This is a genomic window from Bifidobacterium sp. N4G05 (genome assembly GCF_002742445.1).
In the GTDB taxonomy this organism is placed as follows: domain Bacteria; phylum Actinomycetota; class Actinomycetes; order Actinomycetales; family Bifidobacteriaceae; genus Bifidobacterium; species Bifidobacterium hominis.
Window position 1 is genome coordinate 168951 of the sequence record NZ_NJNQ01000001.1, and the last position, 19003, is coordinate 187953.

Below are 19003 nucleotides of genomic sequence, written 5' to 3' on the forward strand. Positions count from 1 at the left end.
AGTTCCGTGGCCATACCACATCAGTGCGCAGCCATGCAGTTTTCACTCTCGTGATCACTGTGCCACGCTCGCTTTTTTAATTCCAATTTGCGAGCCCTAAAATCAGGCAACTTCTTTATTTAAGCATCAGGGGTAGTCTTAAGAAATCCTCGCGTGTCGCGGTCAGAAGTCCTGTTGCAGACCCCGAATCGAAGTGCCGAACGTAACTGATCGTCATTCCGGCATCATTCGAAAATGCTTTTCCATATATAGAGAAACGAGGAATCCGGTTGAACGAATCCAACCAAATTCCTCGTTATCAATGGTGTCTATCGATGTAGCGCAAGCACCTTATGTATAGGTCAATATTGGTGACCTATACATGAAACGACTCACGCGCGCTCGGAAGCTTCTTCCGTGGCAGCCTCGCCTTGGCGCTGGACGCGCAGCTTGTGTCCTTCGGCCTGGCTGACGCCGTAGTATGCGGCGATGGCGATATCCTTCATATCCTCGATCTGCGGGATACGCGGATTTGCCGGAGCGCACTGATCCTCATAGGCACGCATGCCAATTTGGTCAAGGATGGACCAGAAGTAGTCCTCGTCCACACCGCACTCCTGGAAGCTCTTGTTCATGCCGAGCTTGTTGTCGCGGTAGTCTTCGACGGCCTTGGCCAGGTTCTCAACGCCCTCTTCCGGAGTCTTGCCCGGGTTCACACCAAGGTTCTTGGCGATCTCCTGGTAGCGTTCCGGAGCGATGTACTTATTGTACTTCGGCCAACTGGTCGGTTCCTCCGGGATGGAGCCGTTGTAGCGGATGACGTACGGCAGCAGGATGGAGTTGGTACGACCGTGGGCGACGTGGCACAGAGCACCGATGGTGTGGGCCATGCCGTGGCACATGCCGAGGAACGCGGAGCCGAATGCCATGCCGGCCATAGTGGCGGCGTTGTGCATCTTCTCCTGGGCCTTGATCTTGTCTTCACCCGGCTCGCCGTTGACGGACTCGGCGAGGTTGTCCCAGATCAGCTTGGCTGCGTGCAGCGCCATGCCATCGGTGAAATCGTTGGCATAGACGGAGACGTAAGCTTCGAAGGAGTGGGTCAGGGCGTCGAAGCCGGCATCGGATGCGAGCTTGCGCGGCTGGGTGCGTGCCAGCACCGGATCGACGATGGCGACGGACGGAGTCAGCGCGTAATCGGTGATCGGGTACTTGTAGCCGGTCTTGTGATCGGTGATCACAGCAAACGGCGTGACTTCGGAACCGGTGCCGGAGGAAGTCGGGATGCACACGAGCTTGGCCTTCTTGCCCAGCGGCGGGATCTTGAAGGCGCGCTTGCGGATGTCGAAGAACTTCTCACGCACATCGGAGAAGGAGATTTCCGGGTGCTCATACAGCAGCCACATGATCTTGGAGGCGTCCATCGGGGAACCACCGCCGACGGCGATGATGGTGTCCGGTTCGAACTCCTCACGCATCATGGTGGCGCCGCGCTCGACGGTTTCGACGCTCGGCTCCGGCTCGACGTAGTCGATGATACGGAAGGTCACGCGGTTGGAACGTGCACGCAGCTGGTCGATGATCTTGTCGACCACGCCAAGCTGCTCCATGACCTTATCGCACACGATGACGGCCTTTTCGATGCCGTACATGTCGCGCAGGTACTTGATGGCGTTCGGCTCGAAGTAGGTCTTGGCCGGAATCTTGAACCACTGCATGTTGTTGTTCCTCCGAGCGATGCGCTTGATGTTGAGAAGGTTGACTGCCTGGACGTTGCCGGACACGGAGTTGCCACCGTAGGAGCCGCAGCCGAGGGTCAGCGACGGTGCGATGGCGTTGTAGATATCACCCACACCGCCGAGGGAGCTCGGGGAGTTCCAGATGATGCGGCATGCGTGCATGCGCTGGCCGTATTCGCGGACCAGAGCCTGATCGTTGGTGTGGATGGCTGCGGTGTGGCCTGCGCCGTGCTTGAGCATAGCCTCACACATTTCGAAGGCCTGTTCCTTGTTGTCGGACTTCAACACGGCCTGGACCGGAGCGAGCTTCTCCATGGTCAGCGGCTCGTTCTCGCCGACTTCCTTGCACTCGGCGGCAAGAATGGTGGCGTCTTCCGGAATCTCAAAGCCTGCGGCCTTGGCGATGTACTGCGGGGACTTGCCCGGCACCACGGAGTTGAGCTTCGGGGTCTGACCAGAGTATGCGGTGCAGCCGAACATGTACTGCTCGAGCTTGGCCTTCTCTTCGTCGTTCACGAAGTAAGCCTTGCGGCGCTTGAGTTCCTTGATCAGCGGAGCGTAGACTTCCTTGTCGGCGATGATGGCCTGCTCGGTGGCGCAGATCATGCCGTAATCGAAGTGCTTGGAGAGCACCAGATCGTTGGCGGCGCGCACGATGTCTACGTTCTTGTCGACATATGCCGGAGCGTTGCCAGCGCCGACGCCGAGGGCCGGCTTGCCGGAGGAGTATGCGGCCTTGACCATGCCCGGACCACCGGTGGCGAGGATGGTGGCGATGCCGTCATGCTTCATCAGAGCGCCGGTAGCTTCGATGGACGGGTGCTCGATCCACTGGATACAGTTCTCAGGGGCGCCTGCCTCGATGGCCGCGTCACGCACGATCTTGGCGGCTTCGACGGAGCACTTCTGTGCACCCGGGTGAAAGCCGAAGATGATCGGGCAGCGGGTCTTCAGTGCGATCAGCGACTTGAAGATGGCGGTGGAAGTCGGGTTGGTGACCGGGGTCACGCCGGCGACGACGCCGACCGGTTCTGCGATCTCGTCGATGCCCATGACATCGTCTTCGCGGATGATGCCGACGGTCTTCTGGCCGGCCAGATAGTTGGTGACGTGTTCGCAGGCGAAGATGTTCTTGGTGGCCTTGTCTTCCACCAGACCACGGCCGGTTTCCTCAACGGCCATCTTGGCGAGCACCAGATGCTTGTTCAATGCTGCGACGGAAGCCTTGGCGACAATACGGTCAACCTGCTTCTGATCGAGCTTTTCGAAATCGTCAAGAGCCTTCAGGCCCTTCTTGACCAGAGCGTCGACCTCAGCCTCGGCTGCGGCGAGCTTCTCTTCCGGAGTCGGCTTGGTCGACTCTTCCTTCTTTGCGTCTGCCACTTGAAGTCCTCCTCGATTCTTTGGGGGTTTGCAAAGTAGTTTCCCGTTATTCCACCCACCTCGAAGCGGATGGACGCGTTGCTGGTCTTTTGTGACCTAGGACACACTTTAGTGAGTATGCAATATGATCTTCCACTGTGTCGTGTCGCAAGAGAAATGTTATATTCTGTTCATTTAATGTTTAGATTGCGTTCTTTTATGAAATCAAAAAGCTTTAAAAACATCATTTTGAGCGTTTTTGTTGCTTTTTATCATAAATCACACACACTTTCTCAAGTCTCACCTCCTCATCTTTTATAAAAGTATTTTCTATATGATATCAATCATATCAAACTTTTACAAAGTCGATTTACTTATCTTGTTCGTCCAATGTATTTTTTCCGCCAGCCAGTAGGAGTTTCGCCCGTTTCTTCAAAGAAGCGACGATTGAAATTCGAAGCGTTGCCATATCCGCAAGCACGACGAATCGACGCGACGCTTTGATTCGTGGTCGTCAGCAATCTGCATGCATGCCCGATACGCAATCGTCGAACAAAATCCGAAAACCTTATTCCTGCGGCCCTTTTGAACAGACGAGAGAAAGCCGAAACACTCATTCCGGCCTGATGAGCGGCCAAATCCAGGCTAATTTCACCGCTCAGATGCGATGAAATGTACTCAATGGCATCGTTGACCACACGTTCCGCACCGCTGCATACAGCCGGATCGTATCCGGACGCAACCACTGTATAGGATTCATCTGCGGGGGCATGCGCGAACACATCCAACACACGAATCAGATCGCTAACACGGCAAGCAAGACTATGTTCCTCCATGCTTTCCAGAATCGAACCGGCCTGACGAGCGGATTCACCGCTCAGCACCAACGCCTGCTCCGCACGCCTCAACACCATTGCAAAACCAGACGTTTCCGGAAATCCAGACATCAGCAGACGCATGGTTTCCGGACGCACATGGCACACCACATCACGCTGACGAAGCCGCTCCCCCGGAGCGATGTCGGACACCCAATTATGCGGAAGATTCGAACCAATCAATGCAACCTGCCCGGCCTCATACGGAACAACGGCATTGCCCGCCATCATCAATCCGGTACCTTCCCGAATCAGATGAATTTCAATATGAGGATGATGATGCCATTTCGCCAACGAGCTTGGGTAGCCATGCTTCGCCCAACGCACCGAAGCCTGCGCGTCCGGCACAATGATCTCCAATACGCCGGAATCGTTCGAACTTCCACCTTTCGGCACGAATCCACCAAAAGAGGTCTGAGCCAAAGCCGCCTTCCCATGCCGATTATCGTTGACTTGTGCAACAGCGCCCATGGCATAGACCCCTTTCGTCGTTCCGTAACATGCGTAACGTCAGTCGTTATTCACAGTAATCTGCAGCTTAATGTCTCCAGGACGCCCCTCGGCCATGCGATCGAACGCCGCCTTGGCATCCTCCATCGCATAGGTGTCGGTGATGAATGGCTTCAGATTCAGTTTACCGTTAGCCACGAGGTCAATGGCCTTCTGATACACATTGGCATAACGGAAGATATTTTCAATGCGCACCTCGGTAGCCTGCAGTTCCGTAATGTCGATAGCCACCGGATTGACCGGAATGCCAACGATAACGGCAGCGCCACCGGGAGCAATCAGCTTCCAGAATGTCTCGTATGACTTCGGCGAGCCCGAGCACTCGAAAGCCACATCAGCACCCCAGCCCCCCGTTTCCTCGCGGACGCGCTCCACCAGATCCTCCTTGGTGAGATCCACCGGAATAATACCTGGAATCTGAGCCGCAATCGCCAGTTTGATTGCCGACACATCAGAGATCAGCACCTTGGAAGCGCCACCCGCCAACGCGCACGACGCGGTCAGCATGCCGACCGTGCCTGATCCGGTGACCACGCAGACATCGCCCGGCTTGATACGAGCCTTGGTGGCGGACCACATGCCCACAGCCAACGGTTCAAGCAGCGCACCCTCACCGAAGCTCACATTGTCGGGCAGCTTGTAGGTGAACGCCGCAGGATGGTTCACCGTTTCGCACAGGCAGCCATCAATCGGCGGAGTGGCAAAGAAACGCACCGCAGGATCGACGTTATACATGCCCAGTTTGCTGGCACGCGAACTCATATCCGGAATGCCGGGCTCCATGGCCACACGATCGCCCACCTTGAAGCCTTCGACGCCAGGACCGACCTCAACCACCGTGCCGGAAGCCTCATGACCGAGAATCATCGGCTGCTCCACCACATATTTACCCACGCGACCATGAGTGTAATAATGCAGGTCGGAACCGCACACACCAACGGTATGTGGCGCGATCTTCAGCTCGCCTAGACCAGGTGCGGGGACGTCAGGCACCTCACGCACATTGATGACGCCCTGCTCTTCGAGAACGACTGCCTTCATGATTATTCTCCTTTGTGGATAATGATGTTTTTTTGAGAAAAATGATGATTGAGCAATTGATATTCAATTGCGATTAGTTACGTTCGATCGCGGTAATGCGATGGCCACGATCGTCAAATCCGGGTTGATGAGGATGAATGCCGAGCGTGACCAACGATCCGATCGCATAGCAGATCGCATACGTCCAGCACACGCCGCCGAATCCGATAGTGGAAATCAGCACCGTCGCAATCAGCGGACCGAAAAACGTAGTCAGACCGGAAGCGAGATTATGCGCGGAAATCGCAGCACCTTTATGTTCCGACGCCAACGCAGGGAACACGGCTCCCATAGGAACGAAAGCGGAAATTCCCAATCCAAGAACAACCGCATCAGCACACATAAGCACCATATTCGTCCCGAAAAACTGCGGAATGTAATACATGCCCAGCGTGCCGATCACACAGAACCAGCAGCCAAACCAGCGCATTTGCCGCATCCAACCATGCGAATCGCCCATACGACCCCAGAACACATTGCCGAAAATGGTGACCACAAACTGGAATCCCCAAATCTGACTCCATTGCGAAACCTTAAACCAAGCGCCGCCGCCATTGTTGGTAGTGGCCAAGTAGAGTGGCATGATGACGGGAAAGCCGTACAATGTCAGATTGCAGATCACACGCACCACCGCAGCCAAAGCGATTTGGCGATTATGCACCAGAATGGTGACTCCTCGACTAAGCTCGCGCAGCTTGTCTGCATTACTCATGGAAGAGGTGTCAGAACTCTTGCTTTTCGGCACCATCAGCAGGCAAATCAGCAGTCCAGCTATAGAAAAAGGCAACGAAAGCCACAGCGAGTAGTACTCGCCCACCAGCGGAATGGTGAAACTCGGCAAATATGCGCCGAACACGCCAATGCCGAACGAGTAGGCGGCCCAAAACCACCCCATGGCCGACGCGAGCTTGGCAGTATCGATGGTTTGCGCCATCAACACCACGAACGAGTAGATGAACAACGGGTAGCCAACACCCCGCAACGCATACACTCCTAACATCAGCGGATAGACGCCGCTCGGCAGCGCCACACCAACGAACAGCAGGTGCAAAACGACCCAGGCGCTCGCGCCGATAAGCATGATGCGTTTGGCACCGAACATTTCAGCTAGCACACCGGACGCCCAGCCAGCAAGCGCAGCCATCAGCCCGTACATGGTGAACATCAGCGACGATTGTGAAGAACTGAATCCCTGGTCCACGATGTATTTGGACAAAAAAGTCAATTCAAAGCCATCGCCAGTCATGAACACCGCTATGGCGACCAAGCCGGCCAATAGCGTGCGCGGCAGACCTATCTTCATAACATGTCTCTTTTCTTGGTAGAACGTCGTTGTCACCGTCTCAACTTTTTTGTTGATAAACATATTTTCGACGCAGAAAAGTGGCAGAAAATCCTTTATGCACAGCTATTTTTGATACTTTTTTGCAATACCTGATATCTCAGACCAACACGAGACATAAGGAAAGGACTTTTATGAAGTAGTCTTGAAAAAGAAGTTGCGTAGGAAGGATCAACCAGTGAAAGCCCAATCCGCCCTATCAGTCAAAGAAGCCAATCTCAAGGCCATGACCGCGTTCATCTATACCCAAGGTTCAGCCACCAAACAGATGTTCGAACACGAATTAGGGCTCAGCCTGCCAACCATCACGCAGAATCTGCGCGCCATGGAGGCCGACGGGCTCATCGTCAAAGGCGAGATGCAGCAATCCACCGGTGGACGCAAAGCGCAAATCTACGAATTCGCGGCACACTCCAGTGTGGCTATCGGCGTGCGAATCCAAACCACACGAATCACGGCCATCGCCATTGATCTGAACGGCAAATCCGTGGCCACCAGACAGCGCACACTCCCCTATCGCAACAACGACGCCTACTACCAGCGCATGAACGGCATCATCAACGGTTTCGCGCAGGAACTGGCGAAACAAGGCAGCACGGTGCTAGGCGTGGCCTTCTGCATGCAAGGCATCGTATCGGTAGACGGGCAGTCGATCACCTTCGGCAAAATCATGAACAACACCGGCCTGAAACTCAGCGAACTCAGCCACGGCCTCAACTATCCGTCGCTGATGATTCACGATTTCGACGCTTCTGCCATGGCGGAACTTTGGTTCGACCACAATCTGAAGGATGCCGTCTGCATCTACCTCGAGCGACGCCCAGGAGGCGCGGTCATCGTAGACGGATCGCTCTACCAGGGGCCGAACCAATGCAATGGCTCAATCGAACATATGACGCTGATTCCAGGAGGCAACACCTGCTACTGCGGGCAACAGGGCTGCATGGATACGTATTGCTCGCCGGAAACGCTGATGGAAGACGGCGAAAGCCTGCCCGGCTTCTTTTCGGTGTTGGAACAAGGCGAGCAGGAGCATCGCAAACGATTCTCGCAATGGCTGGATTATGTGGCGCTGGCGGTAACGAATATTCGCTCGGTACTGGCCGGTGACGTGATCATCAGCGGTGAGGCAGCACAATATCTCGATGATGACGATATGGCCGGACTACGCGAACGCGTGGTGGAACATACGCCATTCGGCACCACGGATTTCGCCCTGCGCAAGGGAATGGCGCTCGACCATCAAGACATTATTGGCGCGGCCCTGCGTTTTGTGGAGCCGTACGTACGCGAACTATGCGATATGTGACCGCTTTTGCGCACATATTAATCGCATTAATCGCATCGATTGCATAACAAAAAGAAGCGTGTTCCGAACCCGTATATAAGGTTCAGCACACGCTTCTTTGTTTGCTTCCGTCTGTTTCGTTTGTTGTATTTGTTTTCAACGATTATTTGACGGTAATCATCTAACGATAGTTATTTGACAATCTGACAGAATTCGATGGTTTCGCCGTTCGGTCCGTACACGTTGAAGTAGCGGATGCCATGCTCCCAGAAGCTGTCGATATGCTGGATTTCATTATCTTTGAAATTCAGCCCGAGTTCCTTCGCGTTTTCGAATGCGGCTTCGATGTCGGGAGTGTCGAATGCCCAATGGTTGATGGCACCAGTGGTCAGCGGAGCCGGATCACCCTCCCACGTTTCGATGGTCAGATGGCCGTAACGCAGGAATGCGCAACGATTTTCGCCGTTATGAAACAGTCCGTCCAGTTCGAAACCAAGCTTCTTTGTATAGAATTCGATGGTTTCGTCGAGATCCTTCGCCGGCATGCCGGAATGCTGCAGATCGGTAGTGAATTCAGACATTGCTTTCGCCATAAAAATACCTCCTGATAACGATGAATACGATTGATTTTTCCCTTTTGTGATTAGGATATGCGCTATGCGGCGATGTCGGCGGCGCATTTGCCGTCATGTCGTGATACTTTTTCGCTAATTCCAAGCTGTTCAGGACGAATAAACAACGTCAGGCACCGATTTTGACGACAGCCTTGGAAGCGGCGGCGATTTTTGCCGTCGAGGAAGTCCTGCACCTGCTCGAGTTCAAGCTCACGGCTGGATCAGACCGGCACGAGCGTCGACAGCCTCGACATAGCAAGCCAACAGATAATTTCAAAGTGTTTAGAATGAGGTTATGAAGAACCCACCTTTGCACCGCTACGCAACCCGACCAGGTCTCTATTTCACCGATGACGGTGGCGCCGACGCCATCGTCCGCTCCGAAACCGCCGATCAGGTATGGTTCTGCGTTCTTGAACCCCTCGATCAACCAAGTGCCTTTTATGCCGATGCAGTCCGTCTGTTCAACGAGCCGGGACTCACCTTCATCGATCAGGCAAAAAAACAGCGCATCTGCACCAGACGCATTCCCTCGTTCAATCTTCGTGAAACACTGTTCCGCATGGACGGTCCCAACTACGGACTGTGGTACGTGCACGTGCCACAAGCATGGGACGGCATGCAATACGGATACCGCGTCAACGGCCCATGGGATCCCGATCATGGCGTGAGTTTCAACCCCTACAAGCTGCTGCTTGACCCATACGCCAAAGGCATCGAAGGATCGATGAAACTCGATCCGGGCGCATTCGCCTACGAATGCGAAATCGTCAACGGCAAGGTCAAAGGCTCCCCCTTCGGACCGATGAGCACCATCGATTCCGTAGGCCATGTTCCCGTTTCCGTAGCCATAGACGACCGCGCTGCCAACAAGCATGATGGCGAACCGTCGCATCCGCATGTGCCATGGAGCAAAACCGTGATTTACGAGCTGCATGTCAAAGGCTTCACCGCCAATGCGCCATGGCTGCCCAAAGAACTTCGCGGCACCTATGCAGGATTGGCGCATCCGGCGACGCTTTCCTACCTGCAGGATCTAGGAGTCACCTCCATCGAACTGCTGCCGATCCAAGCCAAACAGTCCGAACTCTTCCTGCAGGAACGTGGACGCGTCAACTATTGGGGTTATTCGACGCTTGGCTATTTCGCACCGGAAGCCTCATATGCCACCAAACGCTCGCAGGAGGCCGGCGCCGCCGCCGTACGCCAGGAAGTCATTGACATGGTGCGCGCATTGCACGAGGCCGGTTTCGAAGTGATTATGGACGTGGTCTACAACCACACCTGCGAATCCGGACCGGAAGGACCGACCGTATGTTGGCGTGGACTTGACAATCTGTCGTACTATCGACGCACCAAAGACAAGATGAGTCGCCTGTACGATACCACCGGCTGCGGCAATACGCTTGATTTCACCAACACGCACGTCACCACGTTCGCCGTGGATTCGTTGCGCTATTGGGCCAAACGCATTGGCATCGACGGATTCCGATTCGATCTCGCGGCGACGCTTGCACGTCTCGACGGTGAATTCACCCGCTACCATCCATTCCTGTACGCTTTGCGCTCCGACATGCTGCTCGGCAATCTCAAAATGATCATGGAACCATGGGATTGCGGCCCGAACGGCTGGCGTACCGGCGAATTCGGCATTCCTTTCGCGGAATGGAACGACCGTTTCCGCGATTGCACACGCAAATTCTGGCTGACCGATGTGAATCGCGCGCGCGGCGGCGAACACGGCGAAATGACCATGCAAGACATGGCCACACGACTATGTGGATCCTCCGACCTGTTCGCCACCGACCCCGGCCGCGGTTCGACCGCCTCCGTGAACTATGTGGCCTGCCACGACGGCTTCACCACCGCCGACCTGACCATGTACAAGAGCAAACACAACGAGGCCAACGGCGAAAACAACCACGACGGAACAAACGACAACCATTCCGTCAATTTCGGCCACGAGGGCCCCAGCAGCAACCCAATCATCGTACGGCAGCGCCAGCGCGCCATCATGAACCTGCTGGGCACGCTCCTACTGTCGTTGGGCACGCCAATGCTGCTCGCCGGCGACGAATTCGGCAATTCGCAAAACGGCAACAACAACGCCTACACGCAAGACAACGACACTACATGGCTTGATTGGGATTGGCTGTACAGCACCGAGCAAACGCCGGAATTGAAGCAATTCAATCTAATGTCACGCTTGATCACATTGCGGAAATCCCTCGATTTGTACAATCATGAGGATTTCTTCACTCGCCTGAGCGAAATCGGTTTACTGAAGAAATCCGATCGCGTGCATTGGTATCTTCCGGACGGGCAGATGCCGAACGATTCGGATTGGACGAATCCTTCCGTACGCTCGTTCGCCATGCAGCTGCTCTCCCCCGACGAGCCGACCCTGCTAATTCTGATCAATGGATCTGACGAAGTTACGCGTTTCCATCTTCCGAAAGGCATTGAATGGGAGATGGTCTGGTCCTCGGCTGAGATTGTTGGAGAATATCCCGGTTTGGGAACATCCATCGAACGGGTGTCGGAATTCGACGAGGAGTCGGAAAACAAGCCGGCAGGCAGATTGCGCAATCATCTGCACCGCATCAATATGATGTACTGGCAGACGCAAGACGATGAAGCAAATCTGCAATCCGCCGACGATGGATTGTCGGAAGACGATCCGACATTGTGGACGCTTCCGGCGTTGAGTATCAGTGCGATGAAGCAGATGCCGACCGCTTGATTCCATCAAGAGCTGCTTGAATCGCTCAAATACCAAGAAACCCCTCGGAAAACGAATTTCCGAGGGGTTTCGTATAAGCCGTAAAGCTTTAGCGCTTCGAGAACTGCGGAGCGCGACGTGCCTTGTGCAGACCGGCCTTCTTGCGTTCCACGACGCGAGCGTCGCGGGTCAGGAAGCCAGCCTTCTTCAGGGCTGCGCGGTTCGCATCACGATCAATGGCGTTCAAAGCGCGGGCAACGCCCAGGCGGATTGCGCCAGCCTGGCCGGTGGTGCCGCCACCGTCAACGAGGACGATAGCGTCGAACTTGCCTTCGAGCTTGAGAAGCACGATCGGGGAGTTGACCTCACGCTGCAGCAGCTTGGCCGGGAAGTACTCTTCCAGAGTGCGACCGTTGATGGTCCACTTGCCAGTGCCCGGAACCAGACGAACACGAGCGACGGCTTCCTTGCGACGACCGGTGCCGTAGCCCGGAGCGATAGCGGAAGTACCGGTGCCAGCGCCAGCGTTGGTTTCGGTGGTGTACGAGGTGAGCTCCTCTTCGGTCTCGAGAACCGCGGAGTCGTTGGTGTTTTCAGCCATGTTTCTTATCTCCCTTCGGTTCACTTAGCCTGCTGCGAGACCTGAGCGATCTCGAAAACCTGCGGCTTCTGGCCAGCGTACGGATGCTCGGTGCCACAGATGATGTGGAGGCGATCCAGCTGGACCTTGGCCAGACGATTCTTCGGCAGCATGCCCTTGATAGCGGACTTGATGATGCGCTCAGGGTTAGTCTTGAGCAGCTTGCCGTAGCTATCGCGACGCAGGCCACCCGGACGACCGGAGTGCATGTACAGTTCCTTGCCCAACTTGTTGCCGGTCAGAGCGATCTTATCGGCGTTGAGAATGATCACGTGGTTGCCGGAATCGGCGTGCGGAGCGTAGGTCGGCTTGTTCTTGCCACGCAGCAGGATGGCTGCCTGGGAAGCGAGACGGCCGAGCACCACGTCGGTGGCGTCGATAACGTACCAGTCGTGAGTCAGATCAGCTGGCTTCGGAGTGAAAGTTTTCACGATGTACCTTTTCTATATATTGTGTTCCGGACCTTCCATCAACATCAATGCGTTGGTTAAGCGCAGAATGATGCCGTTTTCAGGTCTCATTATCCGTGGGCTCCCTGAAAGTCCTCGATGGCGAGTGGGAAAAGCGCTTTGAAGGACCCCGTAGGGAAACACAACAATCTACTAGTATATCGCCAGCCTTGACATTTGCGACACATCGCATAGCAAAATCAGCGCAAAATACCCCTTTTTGCACAGCAACGAAAAACCGGCGATACACAAATGGACGTTCCGTTTCATATCGCCGGTTTTATATATCTAAAAGCTGCTGCCAAATGCGATCAGCCGCACATAATCGCCGCGATCTCCTGCAGTCGAGCATTGCCGAACAACTCTTCCAGCGGCACGACATTGCCATCTCCGTCAGCCAGGGGAATACGCCAATTCGGATACTCGTTGCTGGTTCCCGGCTGGTTCTGCGTACGCTTTTCACCGACCGCATCGACGATGGATGCTGCCATCAGCTTGCATGGCGATCCCTTAAGACCGCGGTACAGGGCGTCGACGATTTCGTTTTCGTTGGCAAGTTCGTCTTCCAGCACGTCAGCGTCAAGATAGCCTTCCTTGACAAGCATGTTCAGCATGGCGTTATGCTCGGCTTCCGCGGACTTCTTGAATTCCTCGACCGGACCGGACAACAATCCCAACTGCTCGCGCAGCTTGACATGCCCATACTCCAAGTAGCCTGCCGCCGGAGGCAAATCGTGCGTGTTGACGGAAGCCAGCGCATACGGACGCCAATCCTTCGGCGCACGGAACACACCGTCGAACTGTTCGAACCATTCCACTGCGCAACCGAGAATGCCGTGCTCGGACAGCGACTTGGACACATAAGCCGGAACCACGCCAAGATCCTCGCCCACGACCACGCCACCGGCGCGAGACGCTTCCAGCGCGAGAATGCCGAGCATGATGTCAGAATCGTAATGCACGTAGGTGCCGTCCATGGCCTTCTTGCCTTCCGGAATCCACCACAAGCGGAACAAGCCAAGAATATGGTCAATACGCACCGCGCCCGCATTGGAGAACATGCCATGCACCATGTCTCGGTACACCTTGTAACCGGTCTGATCAAGGGCGATCGGGTTCAGCGGCGGCTGGCTCCAATCCTGACCCTGCTGGTTGAACATGTCTGGCGGGGCGCCGACCGTGGCACCCTTGGCGAAACGTTCAGGATTCCACCACACGTCGGAACCGGCCGGGTGCACACCCACCGCCATGTCGGCGATGATGCCGATCTTCATGCCTGCGTCACGAGCCGCCTGCTGGGCCGCATGCAGCTGCTCGGTGGCGACCCATTCGAGCCAACGGTAGAATTCGAGCGTGTCAGGATACTGCGCGCGAAGCTGCGCGACCTCTTCGGAATCACGATTGTACTTACGCACCCAATCGTCGTCGCTGCCATTGGAGGCGCCCCACTTGTCGTAGCACAGGCACCACGTGGCATAGGATTCGATCTCATCGCCCACTTCGGCGAGATACCGATCGAACTCAGCTTGACGCTGTACAGAAAGACCTGCTTTGTAGATGATCCACAACGCCTGCATCTTGGTGCGCCACATCGTTTCACGGTCCAAAACCTGCGCATCGCCGTTGAGAGGCTCGACCTGCTCGTGCAGCGCGTCGACCTTCGCCTTGTCTTCCGGCGAAAGCGCGGCATATTCCGGCATGGATTCCGGACGAATATAGCTGAAGTTGATGAAACGGCGCGAAATCGGCAGATACGGAGACGGCTCGATCGGCGGCACCGGCTCGGCGGCATGCAGCGGGTTGATCAGCATGAAGTCGGCACCGGTCTTCTTCTTGGATTCGACGAGCAGGGCCTTCAGATCCTCATAATCGCCGATTCCCCAAGAACCGCTGGAACGGATGGAATAGAGCTGGCTCATCCAGCCCCACAGGGAGCCTTCCTTCATCTCGTCGAGCAGTTCGATCTTCTCCGGAGCACTGATAACGGTTGCAGACTCCGTCTTGCCGCCCACGGTGACCTCAAGGGTGTGATATCCCTCGGGAAGGTCTTCCGGAAGCACTAGGTACGATGTGCACACAAATCCGCCATCGACCTCAACCGCGGCACCGTTGCCGCCCTCATGCTCGATTTTGCCGGCATACGTCTCGCCATCTTCCAACGTGATGGAAGCTTCGGGAACGTCAAGCGCGCCGCCATGAACCTCTATCTTGCTTTTCTTACCGACAATGTGCAGCACGGTCGGAGGAATGATTCGGATGTTACGTTCACGCTGAATGGCGGCGATGGACTGTTCGATTGCATCATCGTTGGAAGCGTCGATTCCAAGCGCCTTGAGCACCGCCACAAGAACATCGTCTTCGATTTCGTGGTAATCACGGCTCATACCGACATAACTGGTAGCGACACCCACCAACTTTGCCAGACGAATGAGCGGACGGGCTAGACGCGTTGCATTTTCGGTCTGTTCTGTCATAAGCAACAGTCTATGCCCCAATCACACACACCACGCGCAAGAATCTCACAACATGACAACGTATGCAACTATTTTTCCGAAAGACGCTTTTCAGCAGCCCTTTTCACTTCTCCCGACGCATCCTGCGCAAGTTTTTCCAGCATCTGATCGGATGCATTCGGGTTCAACGCAACGGCCCTGCGCACCATGGAAGCGAGCACCGCCGGAGCATTCGGCTCGATCTCGGTTCCCAAGGATCCCAAAAAATCAAGGGTTCGCGAATCCATATCCGGATCCTGCGCACCTTCGAGCCTCATCTTCCAAGATGTCCGCTTGTTGCGCAACGCGACATCGCGCACTTCGAGGGACTCATCCTTGGTGAGACGCCCCACCAGCCAATTCTTATCATTGGCATTGCCGGCAACGGCTTTGCGCACTTCAATGGATTCGTCGGTGGACAGTTTAACGAGAATATTCGGAAACGGCATGGTTTCCGCAAGGAAAACACGATCTTCCAACGGCGTATGTGCATTGCCTGCGACAGCCTCCAGCAGTGCCGTGGCGCGCGAGAACGCAGCCTGTTCGGAACGGTCAGGCAATGGCCGGCGCGCGAATTCACTCAGTTCAGCGGCATCCGTGGAATGCCGCAAACGCTCGTAGGTCGCGGTCAGAGGCTCGAAATCCAAAGGAATCTTCTGGCCTTGCGATTGTGCGGATTCGTTCTCGGCATTGCCGTCTTGCTTGATTTCAGCATCGGTCATAGTTTCCACCTTACGCCATTGCCTTCCGGGATTCACATTTTCACCGGACGATTGGAAGTTCCCGTTTTTTGCGGAGTCACGGTTGCATTGAACGTTTCAACCACACGCGATTCGAATTGCTGCGATTGCTCCTGCGGCACGACAACCGCCAATACGATGCGATCGGTATACTGCGCGTCCGCCTGCTCACCCTGCACCGAGGCGAGAAGATTCTGAAAACTGCCCAATTGTGAGTAGTCGAGCGTTACCTGATATTCGCTACACGGCACGATTTTCGCTTTGGTCGCCGCTTTGACGGCAATGGACGCGCCCGTGGAATATGCACGGATCAGGCCACCGGAACCCAATAGGATCCCACCGAAATACCGGGTGACGGCAACCGCGCAATCCGTCATCTCGTTGGCGCGCAGCACGTCGAGAATCGGCTTGCCGGCCGTACCCGACGGCTCGCCGTCATCGCTCATACGTTCGGCCAAACGACCGTCGGAACCGCCGCACACCGCAGCATAGGCAACATGACGGGCTTTCGGATGCTGATCGCGAATCATCTGCACAAACGCGATCGCCTCATCCAAGGAATCGATATGGCAGGCGTCGCCAATGAATTCCGATTTCTTCTCGACGAACGCATCATGTGCGGGCTGATCGGCGGAATCGAGTATGGTCTGCATGTCTTTCAACCTACCTAATCACGCCGACCGTCCGTACGTTTTTCTTATACCGCTTCGTACGATCGCTCACACGACGACGTTGAAATCCTCGCCCTTAAAGTAAGCAGCGACCGATTGGACCACCTGTTCGGTGATGCCCACATATGCGCCGTCGGTACGCCAGGCGGTGTGTGGGGTGAGAATGATGCCTGGAATCGAGCACAGCGGATCGTCGACAGCGAGCGGCTCATGGTCAAACACGTCAAGTGCCGCAGGAATGTCGCCGCGCTGGAGTCTGGAGAGCAGCGCGCCCGGCTCGATGATTTCCGCGCGAGCCGTGTTGATGAACATGGTTCCCGGTTTCAAGGCTTCAAGGTTTTGTGCGGTGACGATGCCTTTTGTGGAGTCCAACAACGGCAGGTGGATGGACACCACGTCAGATCCGGCAATCAGTTCGTTCATGTCGTCAACCGGAGTGACGTTCAGATCGGTGAACACCCGCTCGGGAACGTGGGAGTTCCATGCGGACACGTTCATACCGAACGCTCCGGCGATACGCGCCACGGTTTGGCCGATACCTCCAAGGCCGATGATGCCAAGCTTCTTACCGTACAGTTCGTAGCCGTCGGCACCACCCCAGTTGCCTTCTTTGACTTGCCTGTCGAGCTTGCCGACCTGCCTGGCGAGTTCCATGAGCAGTGCGATGGTGTGTTCGGCTACGGCATGGTCGCCGTAGTGCACCACGTTGCATACGCGGATGCCACGTTCCTTTGCTTTGTCTAGATTGATGTAGCTGGCCACGCCGGTGCCGCCGAAAGCGTAGCATTTGGCGTTCAGACGGTCGAGGATTGAGTCGGTGCAGTGGAATCCGACCACCATGATGGCGTCGGCTTCGGCGCAACGCGCGACGATGGTGTCTTCATCGAGCGTGAAATCCTTGTACATGCGTACGCGGGCAATGTCTTTGAACAGCTCGAAGTTCTTTTCGAACGGTTCGATCATCGATTCGATGATGACAGGCATAACCACCAGCGGCAGATCGGTGCGTTCCGGCTGGGTTTCGTAGATTTCATCCATGTCTTTCACCTCACACTGTACGTTCAAGCGGTTCTTCCACGTTTTCAACCAACGGTACGAGGCATATTGTGCCACGGAAAACTATTCACCAGATGAACTTGCCCGCTCTGCGGTTATATTCCATTCCTTGACCACGTTTTGGTCGGCGCCCATGGAGTAGAGCACGTCCCAGATGCGTTGGCGCACATTCGCGTCTTGCGTTTCATCCCAACAGGTGCCGTCCGGATGGTCGCTTGCCAGCGAACACCATTGGTATTTGCCTTGCGTCTCATTGGCGCTGGGCACCCAGTCGATACGGTTGACGCGCCACGAGCCCGCCACACCTTTTTTGCCTGCGAATTGAATACGCGCGGTCACACCCTGGTTGTTTACGATGGTGTCTGCCGTATTGGCCGATTCGGTTACGGCATTGCCCAAACCGTAGATGATCCAAGTGCCGTTATAGTTCTCGATCGGCTGCGCGCAATGGCAACCGGCACCATAGATCACATCAAATGCACCCGTATCAGCTAGCTCGTGCGCTTCCTCCTGCTGCCAGGAATCGGCGTAATCCAAGTATTCCTGCACGGAATGCATGGCCATGGCCACCACGTCGGCGCCTTGTTCCCGAGCGGCCTTCGCCTTGGCCACGGCCTTGTCGATATCGGCCTGATGGTTCGGATCTCCGGATTCGCGAAGGCGATCCACACGCCAGTCGTAGTCGGGCGTTTGCGCGTTCAACGACACGGTTCCCGCAACGAGTCCGATTTTGCCGCCGCCCGTCGGCGAATCGATGACCAGCGGCTTATACGAATCCTCTTCGGTTTTATAGGAACCGGTTTGCGCTATGCCGTCCTGTTCAAGCGTGTCCCACAAACGTGCGATGCCGTCGGCACCTTGATCCCAAGAATGATTCGAAGCATGCGTGCAGGCACGATATCCCACATTTTTCGCGGCATCTGCCACTTCCGCAGGAATATTGAAAATCGGATAGGCGGAATATGGACCGCCACGTTGTGCAATAGGTGTTTCGAATTCGCATACGGCGATGTCGGAAGCGTCGATATATTTGCGCATCGGCTCGAACAGACCGGTGAAATCGAATGCGGTGCCGTCGGTGGCCGCGGTGTTGGCGCCGGCATACTGGTTCCACAATCCCTCATGGAATAGCAAATCACCGTTGACAAGCATGGCGATGCAATCGGTATCGGGGCAATCCGAGGAATTGCCATGATGCTCCACAGGTTCGGTCACTTGTTTCTTTTCAACCGTTTTTGGCTCGCTCACCGTTGTTGCCGGCTTCGCATCGGCATCACTCTGCTTTGATTGAAGGCCATGCACCAGTAGCCATGTTCCCGCGACAAGCGCGACGGCAAGCACGGCCAATGCCGCGAATGCGAGCTTGCGCCGACCTGCCGCAAGCACTTCCGTGTTAGTTGCGTGCACTGCCTCTTTCCTGTATTTCATGGCATCCCTGCCTTCC

The 19003-nt window shown here is 55.5% G+C and carries 14 protein-coding genes; 2 read left to right on the forward strand and 12 right to left on the reverse strand.

The genetic code is table 11. From position 1 onward, the window contains the following. Positions 1 to 371 precede the first annotated feature (371 nt). The 4 genes from adhE to CE153_RS00845 all read right to left on the reverse strand — a co-directional run bounded on the left by adhE (position 372) and on the right by CE153_RS00845 (position 6848). Positions 372 to 3101 (reverse strand): bifunctional acetaldehyde-CoA/alcohol dehydrogenase, encoded by a 2730-nt coding sequence (adhE, locus tag CE153_RS00830; RefSeq protein ID WP_099594831.1) that lies wholly within the window; start codon positions 3099 to 3101, stop codon positions 372 to 374. Positions 3102 to 3454: 353 nt separating this feature from the next. Further along, complete coding sequence (locus tag CE153_RS00835; RefSeq protein ID WP_099570965.1) at positions 3455 to 4426, reverse strand: helix-turn-helix domain-containing protein; 972 nt, start codon at positions 4424 to 4426, stop codon at positions 3455 to 3457. A 39-nt stretch (positions 4427 to 4465) separates the two neighbouring features. Then, positions 4466 to 5506 carry an NAD(P)-dependent alcohol dehydrogenase gene (locus tag CE153_RS00840; RefSeq protein WP_099594832.1) on the reverse strand — a complete coding sequence of 347 codons (1041 nt, stop codon included), beginning with the start codon at positions 5504 to 5506 and terminating at the stop codon, positions 4466 to 4468. 73 nt (positions 5507 to 5579) lie between these two features. After that, positions 5580 to 6848 (reverse strand): MFS transporter, encoded by a 1269-nt coding sequence (locus CE153_RS00845; protein ID WP_099594833.1) that lies wholly within the window; start codon positions 6846 to 6848, stop codon positions 5580 to 5582. A 217-nt stretch (positions 6849 to 7065) separates the two neighbouring features. Between CE153_RS00845 and CE153_RS00850 the strand changes: the two genes are divergently transcribed. Further along, positions 7066 to 8196, forward strand: a complete 1131-nt coding sequence (locus CE153_RS00850; protein ID WP_236824418.1) for an ROK family transcriptional regulator — start codon at positions 7066 to 7068, stop codon at positions 8194 to 8196. 170 nt (positions 8197 to 8366) lie between these two features. On the opposite strand, the gene CE153_RS00855 is transcribed toward CE153_RS00850, so the two are convergent. Continuing rightward, entirely contained in the window at positions 8367 to 8768 is a 402-nt protein-coding gene (locus tag CE153_RS00855; protein WP_099594835.1) for a VOC family protein, read from the reverse strand. Positions 8769 to 9084: 316 nt separating this feature from the next. Between CE153_RS00855 and glgX the strand changes: the two genes are divergently transcribed. Beyond that, a complete protein-coding gene (glgX, locus tag CE153_RS00860; protein WP_099594836.1) occupies positions 9085 to 11532 on the forward strand; it encodes a glycogen debranching protein GlgX in 2448 nt (815 codons plus the stop codon). A gap of 88 nt (positions 11533 to 11620) precedes the next feature. On the opposite strand, the gene rpsI is transcribed toward glgX, so the two are convergent. The 7 genes from rpsI to CE153_RS00895 form a co-directional block, all read right to left on the reverse strand. Continuing rightward, positions 11621 to 12112, reverse strand: a complete 492-nt coding sequence (gene rpsI, locus CE153_RS00865; RefSeq protein ID WP_099570970.1) for a 30S ribosomal protein S9 — start codon at positions 12110 to 12112, stop codon at positions 11621 to 11623. 20 nt (positions 12113 to 12132) lie between these two features. Continuing rightward, positions 12133 to 12582, reverse strand: coding sequence for a 50S ribosomal protein L13 (rplM, locus tag CE153_RS00870; RefSeq protein WP_003836021.1), 450 nt, complete (start codon positions 12580 to 12582; stop codon positions 12133 to 12135). Positions 12583 to 12911: 329 nt separating this feature from the next. Then, positions 12912 to 15074: a 4-alpha-glucanotransferase gene (malQ, locus tag CE153_RS00875; RefSeq protein ID WP_099594837.1), complete on the reverse strand. Its 2163-nt coding sequence runs from the start codon at positions 15072 to 15074 to the stop codon at positions 12912 to 12914. A 68-nt stretch (positions 15075 to 15142) separates the two neighbouring features. Next, on the reverse strand, positions 15143 to 15814 hold the full coding sequence (locus tag CE153_RS00880; RefSeq protein WP_099594838.1) for an AbrB family transcriptional regulator: 672 nt from the start codon (positions 15812 to 15814) through the stop codon (positions 15143 to 15145). 32 nt (positions 15815 to 15846) lie between these two features. Beyond that, positions 15847 to 16485 carry a YigZ family protein gene (locus tag CE153_RS00885; RefSeq protein WP_099571169.1) on the reverse strand — a complete coding sequence of 213 codons (639 nt, stop codon included), beginning with the start codon at positions 16483 to 16485 and terminating at the stop codon, positions 15847 to 15849. Between the two features lie 66 nt (positions 16486 to 16551). Next, positions 16552 to 17541, reverse strand: a complete 990-nt coding sequence (locus CE153_RS00890; protein WP_099594839.1) for a D-2-hydroxyacid dehydrogenase family protein — start codon at positions 17539 to 17541, stop codon at positions 16552 to 16554. Positions 17542 to 17622: 81 nt separating this feature from the next. After that, the gene (locus tag CE153_RS00895) at positions 17623 to 18987 is read right to left on the reverse strand and encodes a CapA family protein (RefSeq protein ID WP_099594840.1); all 1365 of its coding nucleotides are present in this window, start codon (positions 18985 to 18987) and stop codon (positions 17623 to 17625) included. Positions 18988 to 19003 lie beyond the last annotated feature (16 nt).